The 18,795-nt window shown below is 68.0% G+C and carries 22 protein-coding genes; 12 read left to right on the top strand and 10 right to left on the bottom strand.

The features are described 5' to 3' along the window. Positions 1–163 precede the first annotated feature (163 nt). From ACIQF0_RS16860 to ACIQF0_RS16840, 5 genes are read left to right on the top strand one after another with little or no spacing between them, the layout of a single operon-like run. Positions 164–829 (top strand): YbaB/EbfC family nucleoid-associated protein, encoded by a 666-nt coding sequence (locus ACIQF0_RS16860; RefSeq protein WP_401030372.1) that lies wholly within the window; start codon positions 164–166, stop codon positions 827–829. Beyond that, positions 826–1,140 carry a WXG100 family type VII secretion target gene (locus tag ACIQF0_RS16855; RefSeq protein WP_401030370.1) on the top strand — a complete coding sequence of 105 codons (315 nt, stop codon included), beginning with the start codon at positions 826–828 and terminating at the stop codon, positions 1,138–1,140. The genes ACIQF0_RS16860 and ACIQF0_RS16855 overlap by 4 nt, the downstream gene beginning before the upstream one ends. Positions 1,141–1,146: 6 nt before the next feature. Continuing rightward, positions 1,147–2,274, top strand: a complete 1,128-nt coding sequence (locus ACIQF0_RS16850; RefSeq protein ID WP_401030368.1) for a WXG100 family type VII secretion target — start codon at positions 1,147–1,149, stop codon at positions 2,272–2,274. Between the two features lie 2 nt (positions 2,275–2,276). Continuing rightward, positions 2,277–3,113 carry a hypothetical protein gene (locus ACIQF0_RS16845; protein ID WP_401030366.1) on the top strand — a complete coding sequence of 279 codons (837 nt, stop codon included), beginning with the start codon at positions 2,277–2,279 and terminating at the stop codon, positions 3,111–3,113. 44 nt (positions 3,114–3,157) lie between these two features. Then, complete coding sequence (locus ACIQF0_RS16840) at positions 3,158–3,346, top strand: hypothetical protein (RefSeq protein WP_401030364.1); 189 nt, start codon at positions 3,158–3,160, stop codon at positions 3,344–3,346. Here ACIQF0_RS16840 and ACIQF0_RS16835 read toward each other — a convergent pair. Further along, on the bottom strand, positions 3,325–3,957 hold the full coding sequence (locus ACIQF0_RS16835; protein ID WP_401030362.1) for a DUF6928 family protein: 633 nt from the start codon (positions 3,955–3,957) through the stop codon (positions 3,325–3,327). The two genes, ACIQF0_RS16840 and ACIQF0_RS16835, sit on opposite strands and share 22 nt — an antisense overlap. 95 nt (positions 3,958–4,052) lie before the next feature. Here ACIQF0_RS16835 and ACIQF0_RS16830 point away from each other — a divergent pair, with 95 nt between their 5' ends. Further along, positions 4,053–5,075 carry an endonuclease/exonuclease/phosphatase family protein gene (locus ACIQF0_RS16830; RefSeq protein ID WP_401030360.1) on the top strand — a complete coding sequence of 341 codons (1,023 nt, stop codon included), beginning with the start codon at positions 4,053–4,055 and terminating at the stop codon, positions 5,073–5,075. Here ACIQF0_RS16830 and ACIQF0_RS16825 read toward each other — a convergent pair. From ACIQF0_RS16825 to ACIQF0_RS16815, 3 genes are read right to left on the bottom strand one after another with little or no spacing between them, the layout of a single operon-like run. Further along, positions 5,047–5,841, bottom strand: a complete 795-nt coding sequence (locus tag ACIQF0_RS16825; RefSeq protein ID WP_401031438.1) for an SIR2 family NAD-dependent protein deacylase — start codon at positions 5,839–5,841, stop codon at positions 5,047–5,049. The genes ACIQF0_RS16830 and ACIQF0_RS16825 overlap by 29 nt on opposite strands. Then, positions 5,841–6,152, bottom strand: a complete 312-nt coding sequence (locus ACIQF0_RS16820) for an antibiotic biosynthesis monooxygenase (RefSeq protein WP_030480510.1) — start codon at positions 6,150–6,152, stop codon at positions 5,841–5,843. The genes ACIQF0_RS16825 and ACIQF0_RS16820 overlap by 1 nt, the downstream gene beginning before the upstream one ends. Positions 6,153–6,162: 10 nt before the next feature. Then, positions 6,163–7,611, bottom strand: coding sequence for a M1 family metallopeptidase (locus tag ACIQF0_RS16815; protein ID WP_401030357.1), 1,449 nt, complete (start codon positions 7,609–7,611; stop codon positions 6,163–6,165). Between the two features lie 15 nt (positions 7,612–7,626). On the opposite strand from ACIQF0_RS16815, the gene ACIQF0_RS16810 reads away from it, so the two are divergent. Next, a complete protein-coding gene (locus ACIQF0_RS16810; RefSeq protein WP_401030356.1) occupies positions 7,627–8,373 on the top strand; it encodes an alpha/beta fold hydrolase in 747 nt (248 codons plus the stop codon). Here ACIQF0_RS16810 and ACIQF0_RS16805 read toward each other — a convergent pair. Genes ACIQF0_RS16805 through ACIQF0_RS16795 form a run of 3 tightly spaced genes read right to left on the bottom strand, consistent with a single transcriptional unit; the run spans position 8,322 to position 10,325 of the window. Beyond that, positions 8,322–8,831, bottom strand: a complete 510-nt coding sequence (locus ACIQF0_RS16805) for a 2'-5' RNA ligase family protein (RefSeq protein WP_401030354.1) — start codon at positions 8,829–8,831, stop codon at positions 8,322–8,324. The two genes, ACIQF0_RS16810 and ACIQF0_RS16805, sit on opposite strands and share 52 nt — an antisense overlap. Beyond that, entirely contained in the window at positions 8,831–9,754 is a 924-nt protein-coding gene (locus tag ACIQF0_RS16800) for an A/G-specific adenine glycosylase (protein WP_401030352.1), read from the bottom strand. Before ACIQF0_RS16800 ends, ACIQF0_RS16805 begins: the two co-directional genes overlap by 1 nt. 58 nt (positions 9,755–9,812) lie before the next feature. After that, a complete protein-coding gene (locus tag ACIQF0_RS16795; RefSeq protein ID WP_093594123.1) occupies positions 9,813–10,325 on the bottom strand; it encodes a carbonic anhydrase in 513 nt (170 codons plus the stop codon). Positions 10,326–10,479: 154 nt separating this feature from the next. Here ACIQF0_RS16795 and ACIQF0_RS16790 point away from each other — a divergent pair, with 154 nt between their 5' ends. Next, entirely contained in the window at positions 10,480–11,151 is a 672-nt protein-coding gene (locus ACIQF0_RS16790) for a hypothetical protein (RefSeq protein WP_401030351.1), read from the top strand. Positions 11,152–11,154: 3 nt separating this feature from the next. On the opposite strand, the gene ACIQF0_RS16785 is transcribed toward ACIQF0_RS16790, so the two are convergent. Together ACIQF0_RS16785 and ACIQF0_RS16780 are read right to left on the bottom strand one after the other, a co-directional pair. Then, positions 11,155–12,258: a LacI family DNA-binding transcriptional regulator gene (locus ACIQF0_RS16785; protein WP_093596028.1), complete on the bottom strand. Its 1,104-nt coding sequence runs from the start codon at positions 12,256–12,258 to the stop codon at positions 11,155–11,157. A gap of 134 nt (positions 12,259–12,392) precedes the next feature. Further along, complete coding sequence (locus ACIQF0_RS16780) at positions 12,393–13,430, bottom strand: LacI family DNA-binding transcriptional regulator (RefSeq protein WP_093594115.1); 1,038 nt, start codon at positions 13,428–13,430, stop codon at positions 12,393–12,395. Between the two features lie 222 nt (positions 13,431–13,652). Between ACIQF0_RS16780 and ACIQF0_RS16775 the strand changes: the two genes are divergently transcribed. The 3 genes from ACIQF0_RS16775 to ACIQF0_RS16765 are packed head-to-tail and all read left to right on the top strand — an operon-like array spanning position 13,653 to position 16,780. Then, entirely contained in the window at positions 13,653–14,912 is a 1,260-nt protein-coding gene (locus ACIQF0_RS16775) for an extracellular solute-binding protein (RefSeq protein WP_401030348.1), read from the top strand. A 54-nt stretch (positions 14,913–14,966) separates the two neighbouring features. Further along, entirely contained in the window at positions 14,967–15,884 is a 918-nt protein-coding gene (locus ACIQF0_RS16770; protein WP_396426245.1) for a carbohydrate ABC transporter permease, read from the top strand. Then, positions 15,884–16,780 carry a sugar ABC transporter permease gene (locus tag ACIQF0_RS16765; protein ID WP_401030346.1) on the top strand — a complete coding sequence of 299 codons (897 nt, stop codon included), beginning with the start codon at positions 15,884–15,886 and terminating at the stop codon, positions 16,778–16,780. The genes ACIQF0_RS16770 and ACIQF0_RS16765 overlap by 1 nt, the downstream gene beginning before the upstream one ends. Here ACIQF0_RS16765 and ACIQF0_RS16760 read toward each other — a convergent pair whose 3' ends face one another. Further along, on the bottom strand, positions 16,781–17,482 hold the full coding sequence (locus ACIQF0_RS16760) for a phosphotransferase (protein WP_401030344.1): 702 nt from the start codon (positions 17,480–17,482) through the stop codon (positions 16,781–16,783). A gap of 118 nt (positions 17,483–17,600) precedes the next feature. On the opposite strand from ACIQF0_RS16760, the gene ACIQF0_RS16755 reads away from it, so the two are divergent. Beyond that, complete coding sequence (locus ACIQF0_RS16755; protein WP_360049118.1) at positions 17,601–18,695, top strand: sn-glycerol-3-phosphate ABC transporter ATP-binding protein UgpC; 1,095 nt, start codon at positions 17,601–17,603, stop codon at positions 18,693–18,695. The last annotated feature ends 100 nt before the right edge of the window (positions 18,696–18,795 follow it).

Genomic DNA, 18,795 nt, shown 5'->3' with positions numbered 1-18,795 from the left:
GAACGGCCCCCAGGCTTCCGGCCTGGGGGCCGTTGTCGTTTGTCGCCTGAGTCACCCGAATACCTCGATTCGTCCGTTTCGCCGCGAACCGGAAACCCCTCCTGCCACCATGTCCTCCGCTCGCGTGATCTTGCGGCGAGCGATTGTCGAGGAGGAGGTCCCTGTGCCGTCGGCGGCGTTCGAGCAGTTGGCTGCTCAGTTCGAGCGGTTCGAGTCCCAGATGCAGCGCGTTGACCAGCAGTTCGCGAAGGTCGGCGAGATGCGGCAACAACTCACCGAACTGGAAGCGGTCGCCACCTCGGCCGACCGCGCCGTGACGGTGGTGGCCGGTCCGTCCGGCAGCATCAAGGACATCCGGCTCACCGATCAGGCGATGCGCCGCCCACCGCACGCGCTCGCCGCCGAACTGATGTCGACGCTGCAGAAGGCCGTCGCCGAGGCCGCCCGTCGCCAGGCGGGCATCGTCGAGGGCGCTATCGGTGACGACATGAAGCTGTCCGACCAGGTTCTCGAAACCCAGGCGCAGCTCTTCGGAATGTCCAAAGAGGAACTTCGGGCCGTCACCTCCGAAGAAGCCCGCCCTGCCGCTCCGGCTCCACCACGCCCGCCGATGCCGTTCGCGCCACCGGCGACTCAGCCTCCGAGCGCCGCCCCGGTCCGTCCGCCGGTTCCGCCGCGCAGGCCCGCACCAGAGCCGCACGACGACTTCTCCGACCAGAACATCATGCGCGGCAACGCCTGGGACGACAGGTCGCAGCCGCCGCCCGCCGCCCCGTCCACAAAGGATGGCAAGTTCCTGAACCTCTACGACGACGAGGACGGCCGGTGAGCGGGTTCAGCGTCAACCCCGAAGAGCTGCGGCAGTACGCCGACAAGCTCCAGGGTCATCGCGGTTTCGCGGGTGAGGTCACCGGCCTGGTCGACAAGTCCGACGTCGGCGACAAGTCGTGGGGCGTGGTCGGAATCTTCGTGAAGCAGCAGTACGCGGAGATGCTCGGTGATCTCAAGGACACGCTCACCGCGATGACCGAAGGGCTGGACTCCGGCGCGGAGAAGTTCCGCGGCACCGCCCAGGGCTATGCGGACCAGGAAGCGGCGCTGCAGAAGCTGCTCGACGGCATCCAGGTCGAGAGGGGCTAGGCCGGCATGGCGGAGCAGGACTACACGGCCGGCAGCGGCGACACCCAGGTCAAGGTCACCGTCGGGGAGAAGACCCTCGGGCAGAAGGCCGAGGAGAACGCCCCGATCTGGGGCAACTTCGTCAAGGCCAAGGAGGCCGCGGGCAAGACGGGCGACACCGGAGGCGTGGCCGGACTGACCTCCGAGGGCAGCGCGCTGGTCACGTCGGTCGTCGAGTTCGGCCAGGGCATGGTGACGGACCCGATCGGCTGGCTCGTAGGGCAGGGCCTCAACTTCCTGATCAGCGTGGTGCAGCCGCTTGAGGACGCGATCCACTTCGTCAGTGGTGACGGTCCGGCGCTGCAGCAGGCCGGCGAGAACTTCGGGGCGATCGCCCAGGGCATCTCCGACCTCAGCACGAGGTTCACGGAGGACCTGCAGAGCACCGTGACGACCTGGGGCGGCAGCGCCTCGGAGGCAGCCGCGACGAAGCTGGGCGAGTTCGCGCAGGGCATCGACGGGGTCGCGGGCCAGGCGGGGGAACTCGCCGAACTGCTGATGATGTCGTCCATGGTCATGCAGATCATCGAGGACGTCATCAAGGCGATCCTCTCCGAGCTGATCACGTGGCTGATCATGATCTGGATTCCGGCGCTGGCCGCCGCCGTACCGAGTTGCGGTGCTTCCACGGCCGCCGCGGGTGCCGCGACCGGCGTTCGCGTGGCCTCTACCGCGAGCAGGGTGTCGCGCATCGTCGCGAAGCTGCGTCAGCTGCTGACCAAGATCATGGACTTCCTGCGCAACCTGGCGACCAAGGCGAAGAACCTCGGCACCGGCTTCAAGAAGGCCATGGCGGACAAGAAGGTCCGGAGTCAGGAAGCGACCGACGCGCTCCACGGCAAGACGAAGTGGGAGACGTTCAGGAGCAACCCGCTCACCCGGATGAACAGCCACGAGGGCATCGTCGGCGAGCGCGTGAAGCAAGGCTTCTGGAAGTCGATGGGCGACGCGGTCGGCAACGAAGCACTCGCTCAGGTGAACCCCGCCCACGAGAAGGGCGCGCGAAACGAGTCCTTGCGACAGCAGGCCGCCGAGTCGCGTGAGACCGGAACTGATCACTCGAAACAGCGCATCGAAGGGTATCTGGACCTCTGATCATGGATCTTCTGAAGCTGTGGGTGACGGACTACCTGCTCAACCCTCTTGTTCTGACCGCCCTTGCCGTCATGATCGTGTTCATGGTCGGGCGGCGCTGGCTCCAGTTCCGCAGCCACGGAAAGGCGCGGGACGAGCAGATCGCGGCGCTGACCCCGCTGGCGCAGCGTCTCGGCGGCAAGGTACTCGGTCCTGACGAGGCGGCCATGTGGACGGCCGAGCTGTGCAAACCGTTCTGGAACGAGTTCTCGATCGCGTTCCGGTCGAAGAGGCAGTTCGACCTGTCGCTGGACTTCCAGCGCGGTCAGTGGCACGTCAGGGTGACCGAGGCGTCGATCCGGTACGACAGCCGCGGTCTCGGAGTGCGCTGGCTGCAGGAGCACCGCATCGAGATCGCCACCGCCCGCCTGGCTCCGCTGAAGGTCACGCGGCCGAACAAGTACGGACTCAACGGTCAGCCGTTGTCGCCCGGCCGGATCGAGTCCGAGCGGAAGCAGATCGTCGGCAACGAACCGGAAACCGCGAAGCAGGCCGATGCCGAGTGGCTACCGGTGCCGTTGCTGCCGCCCATGGACCAGGAGTTCTCGGCGTACGGCAGTGATCCGGCAGCTGCGGCGAGGGAGCTGAACTTCGACGCGCTGCACTGGCTCATCGACCAGGCGGAGAGCCTGCCCAACTGGGCCAGGAGGATGTCGCTGACCTTCGAGTCGGGCTTCGTCTACCTGGTCGCGCCCGACCACGTCCACCCGGACGACCTGATGGTCGTGGTCGACACGATCTGCGGCCTGCTCGACCGCATGCCCGGCGCGCGGCCCCGGCATCCGGCTGCGACGCTCTGACGGCGGACTCCTTCCATCTGGGGATCTGGCAGTTCGTTCTCCACGTGGGCGTTCTGGCCGACTTGATCTACCTGCTGGTGCTGCGCGCCCGCAGGAGGGCGGAACGCGCCAGGCAGGCCGAGCTGACCGCGTTCACCAGCGACCTCCCTGGCCCGGCTCACGTGTTCAACGCGGACGCGATCATCGACCTCCTCAGCCTCGTGCCCGGCGCTCAGCGGGGCGTCACGGCGTAGCCCGCCAGCACAACGGCCTCCAGTTCCGGGTCGTCGTCCTCGTACGCGCCCTCGTAGTTGAAGCCGAACAGCGCGCGCAGGGCCGCCTCGGCCAGGTCGAGCGGGTGGAAGCGGAACGGGTACTCGTCGTCCTCGTCCAAGGACTCGAGGAACTCCGGGTCGCCTGCCAGGTACTTCTCCTCGAACGGCAGGGGCGTGCCCACGTCGGCGATCACGCCGCTGTCGGGGGAGAGGCTGTACGCGCGGCGCACCGTGCCGTCCGGCTCCCAGATGGCGTAGGAGAAGAAGTCCACGACGCTGTGCATCGCGTGCAGGTACAGGGTGCGGCCGGCGGCCTCGCGGACGAACCGGTCCGGCAGGTCCGCGTAGGAGTCGTTGGCGGCGTCCCAGGTGCAGATGATCGACAGGCCCTCGAACACGCCGGCGTAGACCTTGCCCTCCGGCGGGTTCGCGTAGTCGAGGGTGCCGTCCTCGATCGGGCGAATGTCGTGGGACGGGTAGAGGCGCTCGACGAAGGCCGCCGTGGCCTCGCGGTCGATCTTCGGCGCTCCCCGCAGCACCTTGCTGACGTCGTCGGATGCGTAGAAGAGCATCCAGTCCTTGGCTCCCATCGGGCCCCCTCTGAGTCGGTTGGAATCAGCATGGCGGAGGGGTCTGACAATTTTCGGCGGGCAACGGGAGCGGGGTGCCGGCCGTCCATTCGGGTGTGAGCACCACACCGGAGACCGACGCGCGTTCGGGCACACTGCACGGCGTGGCCACCACCGAGGTGAAACCGGCCAGGAGCGGGATCGCCACGTTCTTGCTGGTCCTGAGCGCGATCGCGTTCGTCGCGGCGGCGCTGGTCAGGCTGCTCGGCATCGACGGGTCGCGGTACATGATCGCCGCGACGTCGCTGACCCCCTACATCACCGTGCTCGGCCTGCTCATCGGGTTGCTGGCGTTGTTCCGCAAGCGGTGGGTCGTCGGGCTGACGATGACCATCGTGGGAATCGTGCTGGTCGCGAACGTGGCGCCGCGGGCGTTTCCCGACGCGCGGCCCAACGGGGTCGGACAGCAGGTCAGGCTGATGACCGCGAACCTGCTCACCGGCATCGCGGACGCGCAGTTCATCGTCCAGGAGGTCCGCAGGCGCGGCATCGACATCCTCGCGATGCAGGAACTGACGCCCGACATGGTCCGCGACCTCGAACGGGCCGGGCTGAACCAGGTGCTGCCCAACCGGGTCCTGCTGGACGAGCCGGGCGGTTCCGGCAGCGGGCTCGCCTCGAAGTACCCGCTCACCCGGCGGAACCTGACGCCGCCGGGCACGTTGCAGCAGGCCGGGGCACTGGTGGACCTGCCGGGCAAGGACATCGAGGTCGTCTCCGTGCACCCGTTGCCGCCGGTGGTCACCGAGGGGCCGGAGGCGTGGCAGCGTGAGCTCGCCGGGCTGCCGTCGCCCGACTCGACCGGCGCGATCCGGGTGCTCGCCGGCGACTTCAACGCCACGCTCGACCACGTCGGCCTCACGCGGCTGCTGAACAAGGGCTACGTCGACGCCGCCGACCAGGTCGGCAAGGGCCTGATCCACACCTGGCCCTCCGACAGCGGGTTCTGGCCGCCGCCGGTCACCATCGACCACGTGCTGGTCGACTCGAAGGTCCTGGTGGACACGGTGGACGTGTTCGACCTTCCCGGCAGCGATCACCGGGCCGTCGTCACGCAGTTCGTCGTGCCAAGGCTGTGAGGGCTTCCAAGGCACCGATCGGCAGCGACACACCTCGGCCGTGCCGCACCGCGGGCTCGCGGACGTTGATCCGGATCAGCGAACCGGAAGCCGCGCTCGCCAGTTCGGCCTGACGCCGCACGGTCGGCACGGCGGTACCGGCACCGATCTCGATCACGGCCGGTTTCCGGTGCGAACGACGCCACTCCGTGAGCGCGTCCAATTGCTGCTGGCTGCGATGCGGCACCCAGCCCCAGTCGCCGAACATCAGGATGTTGGGCCGCGCCAACCCGCCGCACGACGGGCACGACGGCAACTCGCCCACCGCGCGCATCGTCGACGGATCGACGGTGACGTCGAAGGCGCACTCCCAGATCTCGTCGGTGCACGGTTCCACGCACTGGGCGTGGTGGATCGAACCGTGGACCTCGGCGACGTCGGTGAAGCCCGCCTTCTGGAACTGACCGTCCACATTGGACGTGAAGACCCGCGCACCCCACGACCGCAGGACGGCGAAACCCTCGTGCGGCACCGTTTCGCGGTACAGGCCGAGCCGGTGGCCGTAGAAACCCCACGCCAGCGCGGGATCGTCGGCGAAGTGCACGGGATCGGCGATCTCCTCGAACTTCAGCCCGAGGCGCTCGTAGGGCGGATACGCCCGCCAGAAGCCCTCGGTACCGCGGAAGTCCGGGAGACCGGAGTCGACGCCCATGCCGGCACCGGCGCAGACGAGAACGGCGTCCGCACCGGTGATCAGCTCGGCGGCTTGGTCAAGAGCCTCTTCGATCACTGCTTGGGCTTGCTCCCCAGTACGACCTCGAACTCCAGAAGGTCGGCGCCGCTGGACACGGGCCGTGCGCGCTCACCGGAATGTGCGGCCGCACCGGCCTCGCCGTCGCGCCACGCGGTGAAGGCCTCATCGGTCTCCCAGTGCGTGACGACGAAGTAGCGGTCCTCGCCCGCGACCGGACGCAGGAGCTCGAAGCCGAGGAAGCCGGGCTGGTTGTCGACCGCGCCCAGCCGGGCGGCGAACCGCTTCTCCAGCTCGGGGCCGTTGCCCTCGGGGACCTTGATCGCGTTGATCTTCACGACTGCCATGTCAACCAGCCTAGCGACGAACACCGGCAGGCAGCAGGTACTGATCGTCGGGAATGCCCGAGTCGCGGAACCAGGCCTTGAAGAACCCGTCCAGCGGCTTCCCCGAGGCCTGCTTGAAGTGGTCCTCGAAGTCCGGCCAGGTGGCGTTGCCGTCGCGGTGCTGGGCCGTCCACGACTGCAGGGCCTTGAAGAACACGTCGTCGCCGACCGTCTTGCGCAGCGCGTGCATGCCCATGAGGCCCTTGTCGTAGACACCGCGGAACTCGTTGCCCTTGCCCATGTCGTAGAGCTTCGGCGCCCAGAACGACGACCGCTCGCGGCGTTGCTCGACGCCCTCGCGGTAGCGCTCGTCGAGGTCCGTGCCCTCCTTCTCCAGCCACAGCCACTGCGCGTACGACGCCAGGCACTCGTTCAGGCAGATGTCCGCCCAGCTCCTGATCGACACCGAGTCGCCGAACCACTGGTGGGCGTTCTCGTGCACGACCGTCTCCAGGTCCGCCCACGCCGCGTAGATCGGCCTGGTCTGGGTCTCCAGCGAGAACCCGATCTGGTCGGCCACCCAGATGCTGCCCGCCGCGCGCTGCGGGTACGGGCCGAACTTCGTCTCCAGGTACGCGAGGATCTCCGGGCCCTGGGCCTGGATCGGCTTCTTGGCGGCGGACGTGCCGGGGGCGTAGGCGTCGACCACCGGCGTGCCGTTCGGCAGCTGAGAGCGGACCACCTCGAACTTGTCGATCGCCACCGTGGCCAGGTAGGTCGCGAGCGGCGTCTCCTCCGTCCAGTTGAACGTCGTCCAGCCGCCGTCGCGCGTCACCGGGCCTTCGAGGCCGTTCGAGATCGCCGTCCAGCCGTCGGGGACGCGGGCCGCGATCTTCAGCGCCGCCTTGTCGCGCGGGGTGTCGTTGGCCGGGAACCACGTCGTGGCCGAGCGCGGCTGACCCGCGGCGAACGCACCGCCGGTGGACGAGACCTGCCAGCCGCTGCGGCCCAGCGAGGCGTCGTCGATCGTCGTGGGCTTGCCGCCGTAGGTGACGACGGCGGTGAACGGCTTGCCCTTCGCGAGCGGGGAGGAAGGCGTGATCACGAGTTCGTGGTCGCCCTCCTGCGCGAACTTCGCCGGCTGGCCGCCGACCTTCACCTCGCTGACCTTCAGGCCTTCCAGGTCGAGGTTGAAGCGCGACAGGTCGGACGTGGCGGTCGCGGTGACGGACGCGACGCCGTCGAGCTGCTTGGACCCCGGGTCGTAGGTGATCGCGAGGTCGTACAGCGTGACGTCGTATCCGCTGTTGCCGTCCGTCGGGTAGTACGGGTCGCCGGCGCCCGCACCGGCCTCCACCGCCGCCTCCGGTGACGTCTCCTGCTGCTTCGCCGGGTCGTTGCTCGGCGTTCTGAACACGACGAGCAGACCTGCGACGAGCACGATCAACACCAGGGCGATCAGGTACGGGCGGGCCTTCATGCGTTAATCATCCCTGTGTCGGTGGTGGAGTTCGGCGGAACGGGTCAAGGCGTACTGCTCCTGCACGGTCTGATGAGCAGGGCCACCGCCTGGTGGCCGGTCGCGCAGTGGCTCAAGCCGTTCGGCCGCGTGGTCGGGATCGACCAGCGCGGGCACGGCCGGAACCCGCGGCGGGGACCGTTTCGCACCGAGGACTTCGTCGCCGACGCCGCTGCCGCCATCGAGGACCTGGACCTCGGGCCCGCCGTGGTGATCGGGCACTCCATGGGCGGGCTGCACGCGTGGTGTCTCGCGGCGGCCCGACCGGACCTGGTGCGCGCGATTGTGGTCGAGGACTTCGCCCCGGACAACAGGGGCAGGACGATCGACGAGTGGAAGTGGCTCTTCGACGCCTGGCCGGTGCCCTTCCAGTCGCTCGGGCACGTGACGTCGTACTTCGGCTCGCCCGTGTTCGCCGAGTACTTCGAGGAACGCGAGGACGGCTGGCACCTGATCGCCGAGATGGACGACCTCTACGAGATCGCGGGCCACTGGGGCACGCGCGCGTACTGGGACTTCATCGACGCCGTGCGGTGCCCGTCGCTCGTCATCGAGGCGGGCAAGGGCGGTCAGCTGCCGAACCAGATGGAAGACGCGGCACGGCGCTCAAAAGGCCGGTACCTCTACGTCGAAGAGGCCGGCCACGTCGTGCACGCCACCGCGCCGTGGGTCTACCGAGGTGCCGTGGAGGCCTTCTTGAGCACGTCGATCTCGCCGGTCTGAGTGTCGACGACTGACACCTCGCGGACCTTCGCGCGGATCGGCTCGACCGGGAACACCTTGGCGAACGCGGCCTTCGTCTGTTCGTCGTCGAGGCCCTGCACGAGGGTGCAGTGGGGAACCCAGTTGCCTGGGAGGTAGTAGGCGCTGGGGTTCTTGACCTTGCCGGCGAGCACGTCGTGAATGGCCGAGTGGACCGCGAGCAGTTCGCTGTCGACCACCGCGCCGAGCATCAGCACGTTCTCGGTGGTGGAGAACGTGCCCAGGGTGTGCAGCCACAGGTCCGGCATCCACAGCCGTTCGAGGTCCTCGCGCAGTTCCTTGCGGACCTTGGGGCCGATGGTGGTCGCGGCGGCGTAGGTCAGGTGGGGAACGCCGGATCGTTCAACACCCAGATTGTTCAACAATCCGACGATCCTACGTTCGGCGTCGGCGTCGAAGTAGGCGACCAGGGCGTGCATCAGATCGTCCCCTTGTTGGATTGTTGAACAATCAGGGGAAGGGATTGTTCAACAATCCCTTCCCCTGGCAGGTGGAAGAGGCCGTCGTCGGATTGTTCAACAAGTCCATCGCTCAACAAGGACACAAGGCACTTCTCGCGTTGCGTCACGTCGTTCCAGACGACGTCGAGCTGGATCTTGGGCACCGGTCCGGGCGCGCCCCGCAGCACGTCGAGCAGCTTGCCGCGGACCTGACGGTCGGTGCCGGCGAACTTCTGCACCTTCTTCTCCGGCCCCGCGTAGGCCGGTCGGCCGTTCCGCTGCCACGCGCACTCGGCGAACAACGGGCAGTCGGCGCACTTCTGGTTCTTCGCCGTGCAGATCAACGCCCCGAGCTCCATCAACGCCGCCGAGAACACGGCGGCGTCCTCCTGCGACGAGGGCAGGATCGCCTCGACGTCGCGGAGATCGCGCTTGGTCGACGGCGGCCCGGCGTCACCGGCTCCGTGCACGGCCCGAGCGACCACGCGCCGGACGTTCGTGTCGACGACAGCGCACTTCTGCCCGTACGCGAACGTGGCCACCGCACGAGCCGTGTAGCTGCCGATGCCGGGCAACGACTCCAGCGTCTCGATGTCCGACGGCACCACGTCACCGTGGTCGCGCGCGATGGCGGTGGCGGCCTCGTGCAGCCGCATGGCACGACGGGGGTAGCCGAGCTTTCCCCACATCCGCAGCACCTCGCCCTGCGACGACGCTGCCATCGCGGACGGCACGGGCCAGCGCGCCAGCCACTCGTGCCAGATCGGCTCGACGCGGGAGACCGGCGTCTGCTGCAACATGATCTCGCTGACCAGCACGCCCCAGGCGGTGCACGACGGACGGCGCCACGGCAGGTCGCGGGCGGTGGTGTCCCACCAGCCCAACAGCAACTCGTGATTCATCACCTGCCATTGTCGCGCAACGAAAAGGCCCCCCGAAGGGGGCCCTTCCCAACGAACGTCAGGCAGCCTGGGTCGCGGCCGCGTCGACCTCGCGCAGCTCACCGGTGTGCACGTCGTAGACGAACCCGCGGATCTTGTCCGTGTGCGGGATGAACGCGCTGTGGCGAAGCCGGGCCATCGACCCGCGCACGCTCTGCTCGACGACCTTGAACGCCTCGACGGCCCAGGTCGGGCGCAGACCGGTCTCGGACTCCAGCTCGTCCTTGAAGTCGTCCTCGGTCACCATCTCGAGGCCGCAGTTCGTGTGGTGCACGAGCAGCACCTCGCGCGTGCCGAGCTTGCGCTGGCTCAGCGCGAGCGACCGGATGGCGTCGTCGGTGACGACCCCTCCAGCGTTGCGCAGCACGTGCGCCTCGCCCTGCTTCAACCCGAAGATCTCGAACACCCGGATGCGCGAGTCCATGCAGGTCAGAATCGCCACCTGCAGGGACGGCTTCGCGGATGAACGGTCTCCTGGAACCACGTTCCCGAGCTCGTAGTTCCGCTTGAGCAGTTCGTCGATCGCGGTCATGTGACACACCTCCATGGCCTACCGGCGGACCCCACGTCGATTGGAACCGGAGTTAGCGCACGTTCACAAGGGGTTTCCGCTCAATATCACGTTCACCGGATCGAGCGACGCTCGCCTACGCCTGGATCAGACCTGGTCGGGCTACGTTCGGGCCGTGATCGAGCCCACAGGTCCGCTGCCGTCCACGGTGTACTGGCGCCGCCGCCTCGCCGCGATCGGGGCAGCGCTGGTCACACTCCTGCTCGTCATCTGGATCGTCGGGATGTTCGGCTCGGACGCAGAGACCGCCCAGCCCACGAACGCGGCCGCGGCGTCGTCCTCGAACCCGCCGCCGAGCATGTCCGAGAGCCCGGCGGCCGCGTCGTCCTCCTCGACGACCCCGCCGCCCTCGCCGACGGAGACCACGCCACCGCCCCCGCCTCCCGGGCCGCCGCAACCGTGCCCCGACGACGTGATCGGGGTCGTGGCGAAGGCCAACAAGCCCTTCTACACCATCGGTGACCAGCCGGAACTGTCCATGGACATCGTCAACACCGGGCCGGTGCCGTGCATCAGGGACATCGGGCGCCAGCACCGCGAGCTGAACGTGCTGACCGCGGACGGCGCGACGGTGCTGTGGTCGAGCAACCACTGCTTGTCCGCCGTGGGCAACGAGGTGCGCGTGATGCAGCCCAAGGAAGCCTTCAACTACGGCACGAAGTGGGCGGGCTCTACTTCGCAGCCGGGCTGCGGCGCGCACGCGAAGGTCGGCCCCGGCGACTACCTGCTGGTGGCGAAGCTGGCCGGAAAGGCCAGCTCACCCGTCGTCTTCAGGCTGGAGCACTAGGCCTCACGGCCCGAACCAGCGCTCCTCGGCACCACCGCGCGGCGCCGCCGACGTGTTGCCGATGATCAGCTCGGTCGCGAGGTTCACCGACCGCGGCCGCGTGCGCTCGTTCGTGTCGAGCAGCAGCTTGCCCGCCGCCCGGCCCTTCTCCAGCACCGGCTGGCGGACCGTCGTGAGCCCGGCCTCCTCGCCGGCGCGGATGCCGTCGAACCCGGTCACCGTGATGTCGTGCGGCACGCGCAGGCCACGGCGGGCGGCCTCGGTCATCGCGCCCAGCGCCAGCACGTCCGAGGTGCAGATCAGGGCGGTGATCTGCGGGTCGCGGTCGAGGACCTGGGCCGCGCCGGACGCGCCGGAGGCCATGTTGTGGTCGAAGCGCTCGACCACGGGCACCTGCGACCAGTCGACGCCGGCCTCGCTGAACGCCTCGGCCAGGCCCGACAGGCGGTTGCGCTGCACGTGGAAGTGCGCGGCGTGCTGGCGGTCCGGCGTCACGAAGCCGTCGTTGCGGTCACGCGCGAGACGCATGCACACGACGCCGATGCGGCGGTGGCCCAGCCCGATCAGGTGCTTCGCGAGCTCGTACATCGCGCCGCGGTCGTCGATGCCGACGCGGTCCACGGTGCCGAGGTCCGGCTGGTCGCAGACGACGGTGGGCACCGGGCGTTCCAGCACGGCGGCGAGGTGCGGGTCGTCGTCCGGCACCGAGTAGACGACGAAGCCGTCGACACCGGCACGGTGGACGGACGCCACGTCCTCGCGTTCGGGGTTCGCGGGCACCAGCAGCAGACCGGTTCCGGCGTCCTCGCACGCGAGCGCGAGGCCCTCCAGGAACCCGATCGCGGCGGGGTCGCGGAACGCGTAGGAGAGGTTCTCGGTGAGCAGCAGGCCCACCGCCCCGGCCTTGCGCGTGCGCAACGAGCGCGCCACAGGATCCGGGCCGGGATAACCCAGCCTTCGGGCCGTGTCCAACACCCGCCGACGCAGCTCGGGCGAGAGCTGGTCGGGCCGGTTGTACGCGTTGGACACCGTTGTCCGGGAAACGCCCAGCTCAGCGGCCAGAGAGGCCAACGTTGCCGGACGTCGCACATGCATCGACCGCGCCATGAAAGGACCGTAACGGTTCAGAACCAATTCGTGAAGTCAGGGTGACCTGCGTCCCTCAAATGACGCATCCGCGCTGGTTGACCCATCTGCCTTGTTCAGAAGTTGGTCCAGACCAATTAGGTCAATCGGTCATCTCACTTCGGAGGCGCAGACGATTCCCTCGCGACGAGCCGCGGCCGGAACACGCGGGTGTAGTTGTCGGTCCCCTGCCTGCGGCGATCCGGATCCAGGCGCAGGACGAGCTCGTCGATCGCGGCCGCCGCCATCTCCTCGATCGGCTGGGCGAGCGTGGTCAAAGCGGGCGAAGAATAGGCAGCCAACGGGATGTCGTCGAACCCGACCACCGACAGCTCTCCGGGTACCGAGATTCCCCGTTGGTGTGCCTCGCGCATGACGCCGAGCGCCATGTGGTCGGACGAGCAGATCACCGCCGTGGGCGTCACCGTGTCCAGCAGCTGTGCCACGGCCTGACCGCCGCCCTCCGCGCTGAACGGCGCGTGCGCGACGTACTCCGAACCCGCCGGCAGGTGGTTCTCCTCCAGCGCGGCGGCCCAGCCGGCTCGCTTCAGCCGCGACGGCAGCGAGCGCGCCGGCCCCGAGACGAACCCGATCCGCTCGTGGCCCAGTTCGATCAGGTGCTTGGTGGCCATGTAACCCGCGAGCTGCTCGTCCACGGTCACGTCGGGCACGTCCAGCGCGGGCGTGGCACCGTTCAGGAAGACCATGTGGACGCCGTCCGCCAGGAGCTTCGCGTAGTAGCTCGGGCGGGGCGCCTGACCGAGCGGCACCTCGACGTTGGTGATCTCCGGTGACACGAACACCATGCCCTCGACCCCGCGGGCCAGGAGCATCCGGACGTACTCCTCCTCGCCCATCGGGGCGCCGCTGCGGGTGTTGCACAGCAGCGACGAGTAGCCCAGGCGCGCGGCCCGCGTCTCCAGGGCCTCGGCGAACGCCGGGAAGACCGGGTTCGAGAGCTCCGGCACCAGCAGGCCGATCACGCCGGTGCGTTGCAAGGCGCCCAGTCCGCGCGGGGTGTACGGCATCTCCGCGAGCACCGACAGCACGCGCTGCCGGGTCTCCTCGTTCACACCCGCGCGCCTGTTGAGGACTCGACTGACAGTGGAGATGGACACCCCGGCTGCCCTGGCGATCTCGGACAGTCCGGACACGTTGCCTCCCAGCTCAGATCAGGTTTGACGCAAGCCTGCCGTGTTAGGAAAAAATTTGCAACGAGCGTTTGCAAGACAGGGCCGTTACGGCTTGGTTACGGTCGACGTCTTGACCTGACCATGGTTCTGGTAGTGAAATCGCCCGCAACATTCTCGCAAAACCTTGCAAGACCCTTGTCTCACTCGGAGACGAGGCCCCAGCTGGAGGGAACGGCAGCAACGATGCGACGGACAACCCTCGTGACCGCCATGGCGACGGGTGTCGCCCTCGTGCTCACCGCCTGCGGAAGCGGTGGATCGAGCAGCAACAGCGGAACCGACTCGGGCGAAGTGACCTTCTGGGACACCAGTGGTCCCAACGAGAGCCCGGTCTTCAAGAAGATCGCCGAAGGCTGCGCCACGAAGGACGGCTACAAGGTCAAGGTTGAGACGCAGGCGTTCGACGGTGCGCTCAACAACTACAAGACCGCCGCTCAGGGTGGTCAGGGCCCCGACGTCTTCCGCTCCGAGGTCGCGTGGGTGCCGCAGCTCGCAAAGCTGAGCTACGTCGCGGATCTGTCCGACACGGACCTCGCGAAGGACACCTCCGACTTCCTGGACGCCCCGCTGGGTTCCACGAAGTACGAGGGCAAGACCTACGCCGTGCCGCAGGTGACCGACTCGCTCGCGTTGCTCTACAACAAGAAGAAGCTCGCCGACGCCGGTGTCGAGGCACCGAAGACGTGGGACGAGCTCAAGGCTGCCGCCGCCAAGCTGGGCGGCGAGAAGTCGTTCTTCCTCAACAACGACGCGTACTACGCGCTGCCGTTCATCTACGGCGAGGGCGGCGACCTGGTCGACGCGTCCGCCAAGAAGATCGTCGTGAACTCCGCGCAGAACGTGAAGGCGCTGGAGACCGCGAAGGGCCTGCTCGACGCCAAGGCCGCCACCACGGCGCTCGACGCGACGAACTCCTACTCGAACATGCAGGCCGCGTTCTCGTCCGGTGACGCCGCCATGGTCATCAACGGTCCGTGGGCCGTCGCCGACTACCTCAAGGGCGCCGCGTTCACCGACCCGGCGAACCTCGGCATCGCCGCCGTCCCCGGCCCGTCCGCGGGCAAGGGCAGCGCTCCGGTGGGTGGCCACGACTACGTGATCCGCCAGGGCACCAAGGCGAAGCAGTCGTCGATCAAGTTCATCACCTGCATGGCGTCGGTCGAGTCACAGGCGACGATCGCCAAGGAACTGGGCCTGCTGCCGACCCGCAAGTCGGCCTACCAGAACGCCGACGTCAAGGCCAACGCCGTCGTCGCCGCGTTCGAGCCGGTCACGAAGGTCGCGCACGAGCGTCCGTGGATCCCCGAGGGCGGAGAGCTGTTCGACCCGCTGAAGGTCGGCTACGCGGACTTCCTGGCCGGCAAGAAGGACGCCAAGACCGCCCTTGACGACGTCGCGAAGGCGTACAAGGAGAAGGTCGTCACCGAGTACTCGATCGGCTGATTGTGTTGAACGGCCGGGGTTTCCGCCCCGGCCGTTCGCCTGAGGGGAGTCTCGGTGCGTCGGTTCCTGGACAGGTACTGGTACGCGTATGCGATGGTGCTGCCGGTCGTGGTGGTCATCGCGGTGTTGGTGCTCTACCCGCTCGCACAGGGCGTGTTCTTCACCTTCACGAACATCAACGAAGGCAACATCGCCAACCCGATCCTCGATCGGCCCGCGACCTACGACGCGGTGGGGTTCAAGAACTACCTCAACGTCCTGTCGGGCGGAGAGTCGTACGGCGCGTTCTGGGGCACGCTGGTCCGCACGCTGATCTGGACGTTCTCGTGCGTGTTCTTCCACTACACCCTCGGCCTCGGCCTGGCGATGCTGCTGAACCGTCAGGTGAAGGGCCGCACCTTCTACCGCGTGCTGCTGATCCTGCCGTGGGCCGTGCCCGGATTCATCAGCGCGTTCGCGTGGAAGTACATGTTCAACGCGCAGTACGGGATCATCAACCAGCTCCTGCGCTCGGTCGGCCTGCCGGACCCGGTGTGGCTCGGCCAGTCGAACTGGGCGCTGGTGTCGGTGATCATCGTGAACGTCTGGCTCGGCGTGCCGTTCATGATGGTGGCGCTTCTCGGTGGCCTGCAGTCGATTCCGGGCGACCTCTACGAGGCGGCCGAGATCGACGGCGCCACGTCGTGGCAGCGGTTCCGGCACGTCACGTTGCCGGGCCTGCGTTCCGTGTCGTCGACGGTGGTCCTGCTGGGCGTCATCTGGACGTTCAACATGTTCCCGGTGATCTACCTGATCGCCGGTCCGAACCCGAACGCCCGGATCCTGGTCACCTACGCGTTCGAGCGCTTCTTCTCCGGCGCGTCCCGTGACTACGCCATCGCGTCGACCTACGGCGTGCTGATCCTTTCGGTGCTGTTGGTGTTCGCCACGATCTACCGGCGTGCACTGCGCAAGCAGGGCGAGGTGTGGTGATGACGCTCGATGCTTCGTCTCTGAAGATGGTGCAGGCCGCCGGTCCGGTCCGCCGTCGTTCCGACAGGTCCAAGGGCGCCTCGATCGCGTTGCACGCCACACTGGTCGTCGCGTCGGTCATCGCGGTGTTCCCGGTCTTCTGGGTGTTCGTCACCTCGCTGAAGCCGGACGCCCGTGCGGTCGAGCCGACCCCGAAGCTGTTCAACGAGTCCTCTTTGGACAACTACACCCGCGTGCTGGCGGGGGAGAAGGGCGACTTCCTCGCCTGGTTCGGCAACTCCGTGCTGATCGCGCTGATGACGACGGTGATCGGCGTCTTCATCTCGGCCACCGCCGGGTACGCGGCGTCGCGGTTCCGGTTCCCGGGCAAGCGCGGCCTGATGATGTCGTTCCTGCTCGTGCAGATGTTCCCGTTCGCGGTGCTGATCGTGCCGCTGTACAACATCCTGATCGCGTTGGGGCTCAACGGAACGTCGTTCGGCCTCGTGCTGGTCTACTGCACGACCGCGGTCCCGTTCTGCACCTACATGTTGAAGGGCTACTTCGACACGGTGCCGGCGGACATCGACGAGGCCGGGCGCGTGGACGGGCTGTCGCCGTTCGGCGTGTTCTGGCGGCTGATCATGCCGCTGGCCAAGCCGGGCCTCGCCGTCACGTCGTTCTACGCGTTCCTGACGGCCTGGGGTGAGGTGGCGTTCGCGTCCGCCTTCCTGTCCGCCGCGGACGAGTCGAAGACGCTGGCGGTCGGGCTGCAGGTGTTCGTGCAGCAGAACAGGACGGAGTGGGGGCACCTCGCCGCCGCGTCCATCCTGGTGGCGATTCCCGCGATCGTCGTGTTCTACCTGGTGCAGAAGTTCCTGGTGCAGGGCCTCGCGTCCGGCGCCGTCAAGGGCTGATCACGCGGCTGGGGGCGGTGTCAGCGCCGCCTCCAGCTCTGCCCGGTGCCCGGTGACCCAGGCGTGCGCACGACGCACGGACCGGGCAGCGCCTGAGTCGCGCAGCCGCACCAACGCCGGGTCGCTCTCGATCCCCGTCGCGGTCCGGTCCTGCCACCAGAGGATCGTCTTCACGACCTGGCTCTGGTCCGTCAAACCGTAGGCGTCGCACAGCAGCCGCAGCCGGCGGCACGTCGTCGCGAGATCGTCCACCGCCGGACCCAGGTCCAAGTACTGCCAGCACATGTGCGCCACGTCGTGCACGCGAGCGCCGGGTGCGGCCAGGTCCCAGTCGATGAAGGCGAACGGCCGCCCGCCGCGGTACACCGTGTTCATGGGCGACAGGTCGTTGTGGCACACGACCTCCTGGTCGCCGGCCAGCGGCGTTCCGGCCGTGAGGTCGTGGAACCGCCGGACGAGCCTCGCGACCTCCGCCAGTCCGTCCTGGGACCGGGAGGGGACGTGGCCGTCCAGGAACGTCAGCACCTCCCGGCCCTGGTCGTCCATGCCGAGGAATCTCGGAGCGCCCGGCCACGCGTGCTGTTCGAAGTGGCGCAACAACTGGTGGACGAACTCGGAGCGGTCCGCCGTCCCTCGCCGCACCGTCCCTCCGATCCGGACGACGTGGTTGACGAAACCGCCTGACAACGGCTGTTCGTTCATGCCTCTGAACGTAAGCGCTTGCGTTGCGAACCGGTGCAACGTAAGCGCTTACGTCTGTTCCCGTAAGCGCTTGCAATGCATAACGTCGCGCCCAGACAAGCGGTGAAAGGTGCGTCACATGGCAGAGGTGTCCTACGTCAAGGCTTCGCGGATCTTCTCCGGCAACCCGCCGGTGCGGGCCGTCGACGAGCTCTCCCTCGAGGTGAGCGACGGCGAGTTCCTGGTGCTGGTCGGCCCGTCCGGTTCCGGCAAGTCGACGGCGCTGCGCATGCTCGCCGGCCTGGAGGACATCGACGAGGGCGCCATCAACATCGGTGGCAAGGACGTCACGAACGTGCCGCCGAAGGGCCGGGACATCGCGATGGTGTTCCAGTCGTACGCGCTGTACCCGCACATGACCGTCGCGGAGAACATGGGCTTCGCGCTCAAGCTGCGCGGCGTGCCGAAGACCGAGATCAAGGCGAAGGTCGAAGAGGCCGCCAAGATGCTCGACCTCCAGAAGTACCTGGAGCGCAAGCCGAAGGCGCTGTCCGGTGGTCAGCGTCAGCGCGTCGCCATGGGCCGCGCCATCGTGCGTGAGCCCTCCGTGTTCCTCATGGACGAGCCGCTGTCCAACCTGGACGCCAAGCTGCGCGTCGAGACGCGTGCGAACATCGCCGCCCTCCAGCAGCGTCTCGGCACCACCACGATCTACGTCACGCACGACCAGGTCGAGGCCATGACGATGGGTCACCGCGTCGCGGTGCTCAAGGACGGCCTGCTGCAGCAGTGCGACACGCCTCGCGCGCTGTACGACCGCCCGGCCAACGCGTTCGTCGCGGGCTTCATCGGCTCGCCTGCCATGAACCTCAAGACCGTGCCGATCTCGGCCGAGGGCGCGAAGCTCGACGGCATCATCGTGCCGCTGACCCGTTCCGCGCTCGACGCCGCCGGTGGTCTGGACGAGGTCACCTTCGGCATCCGGCCCGAGGCGCTCGGCATCGTGCCGTCGAGCGAAGAGGGCATGGACATGACGGTCGAGCTGGTCGAGGAGCTCGGCGCCGACGCGCTCGTGCACGGTGCGGTGAAGATCGGCGAGGCCTCGCAGCGCTTCGTCGTCCGCGTCGACGGCCGCACGCCGCCGACCCTGGGCCAGCACGTCAAGGTGGCCGTCCGCGACACCACCGAGATCCACCTGTTCCACCCCGAGTCGGGCGAGCGCCTGGAGGCGTGAGTCACACTCCGAAAAGCCCCCGGCAGTCACGCCGGGGGTTTTTTCGTGTCGTAAGATGAACTCGACAACGGTTTCCATTACCTGATCGAGGGACGGCGTG

Origin of the sequence: Lentzea sp. NPDC092896, assembly GCF_044754905.1 — a bacterium.
Lineage (GTDB): Bacteria > Actinomycetota > Actinomycetes > Mycobacteriales > Pseudonocardiaceae > Lentzea.
The sequence above is the reverse complement of the archived record's forward strand: the minus strand, read 5'-3'. Positions and strand labels throughout refer to the sequence as shown.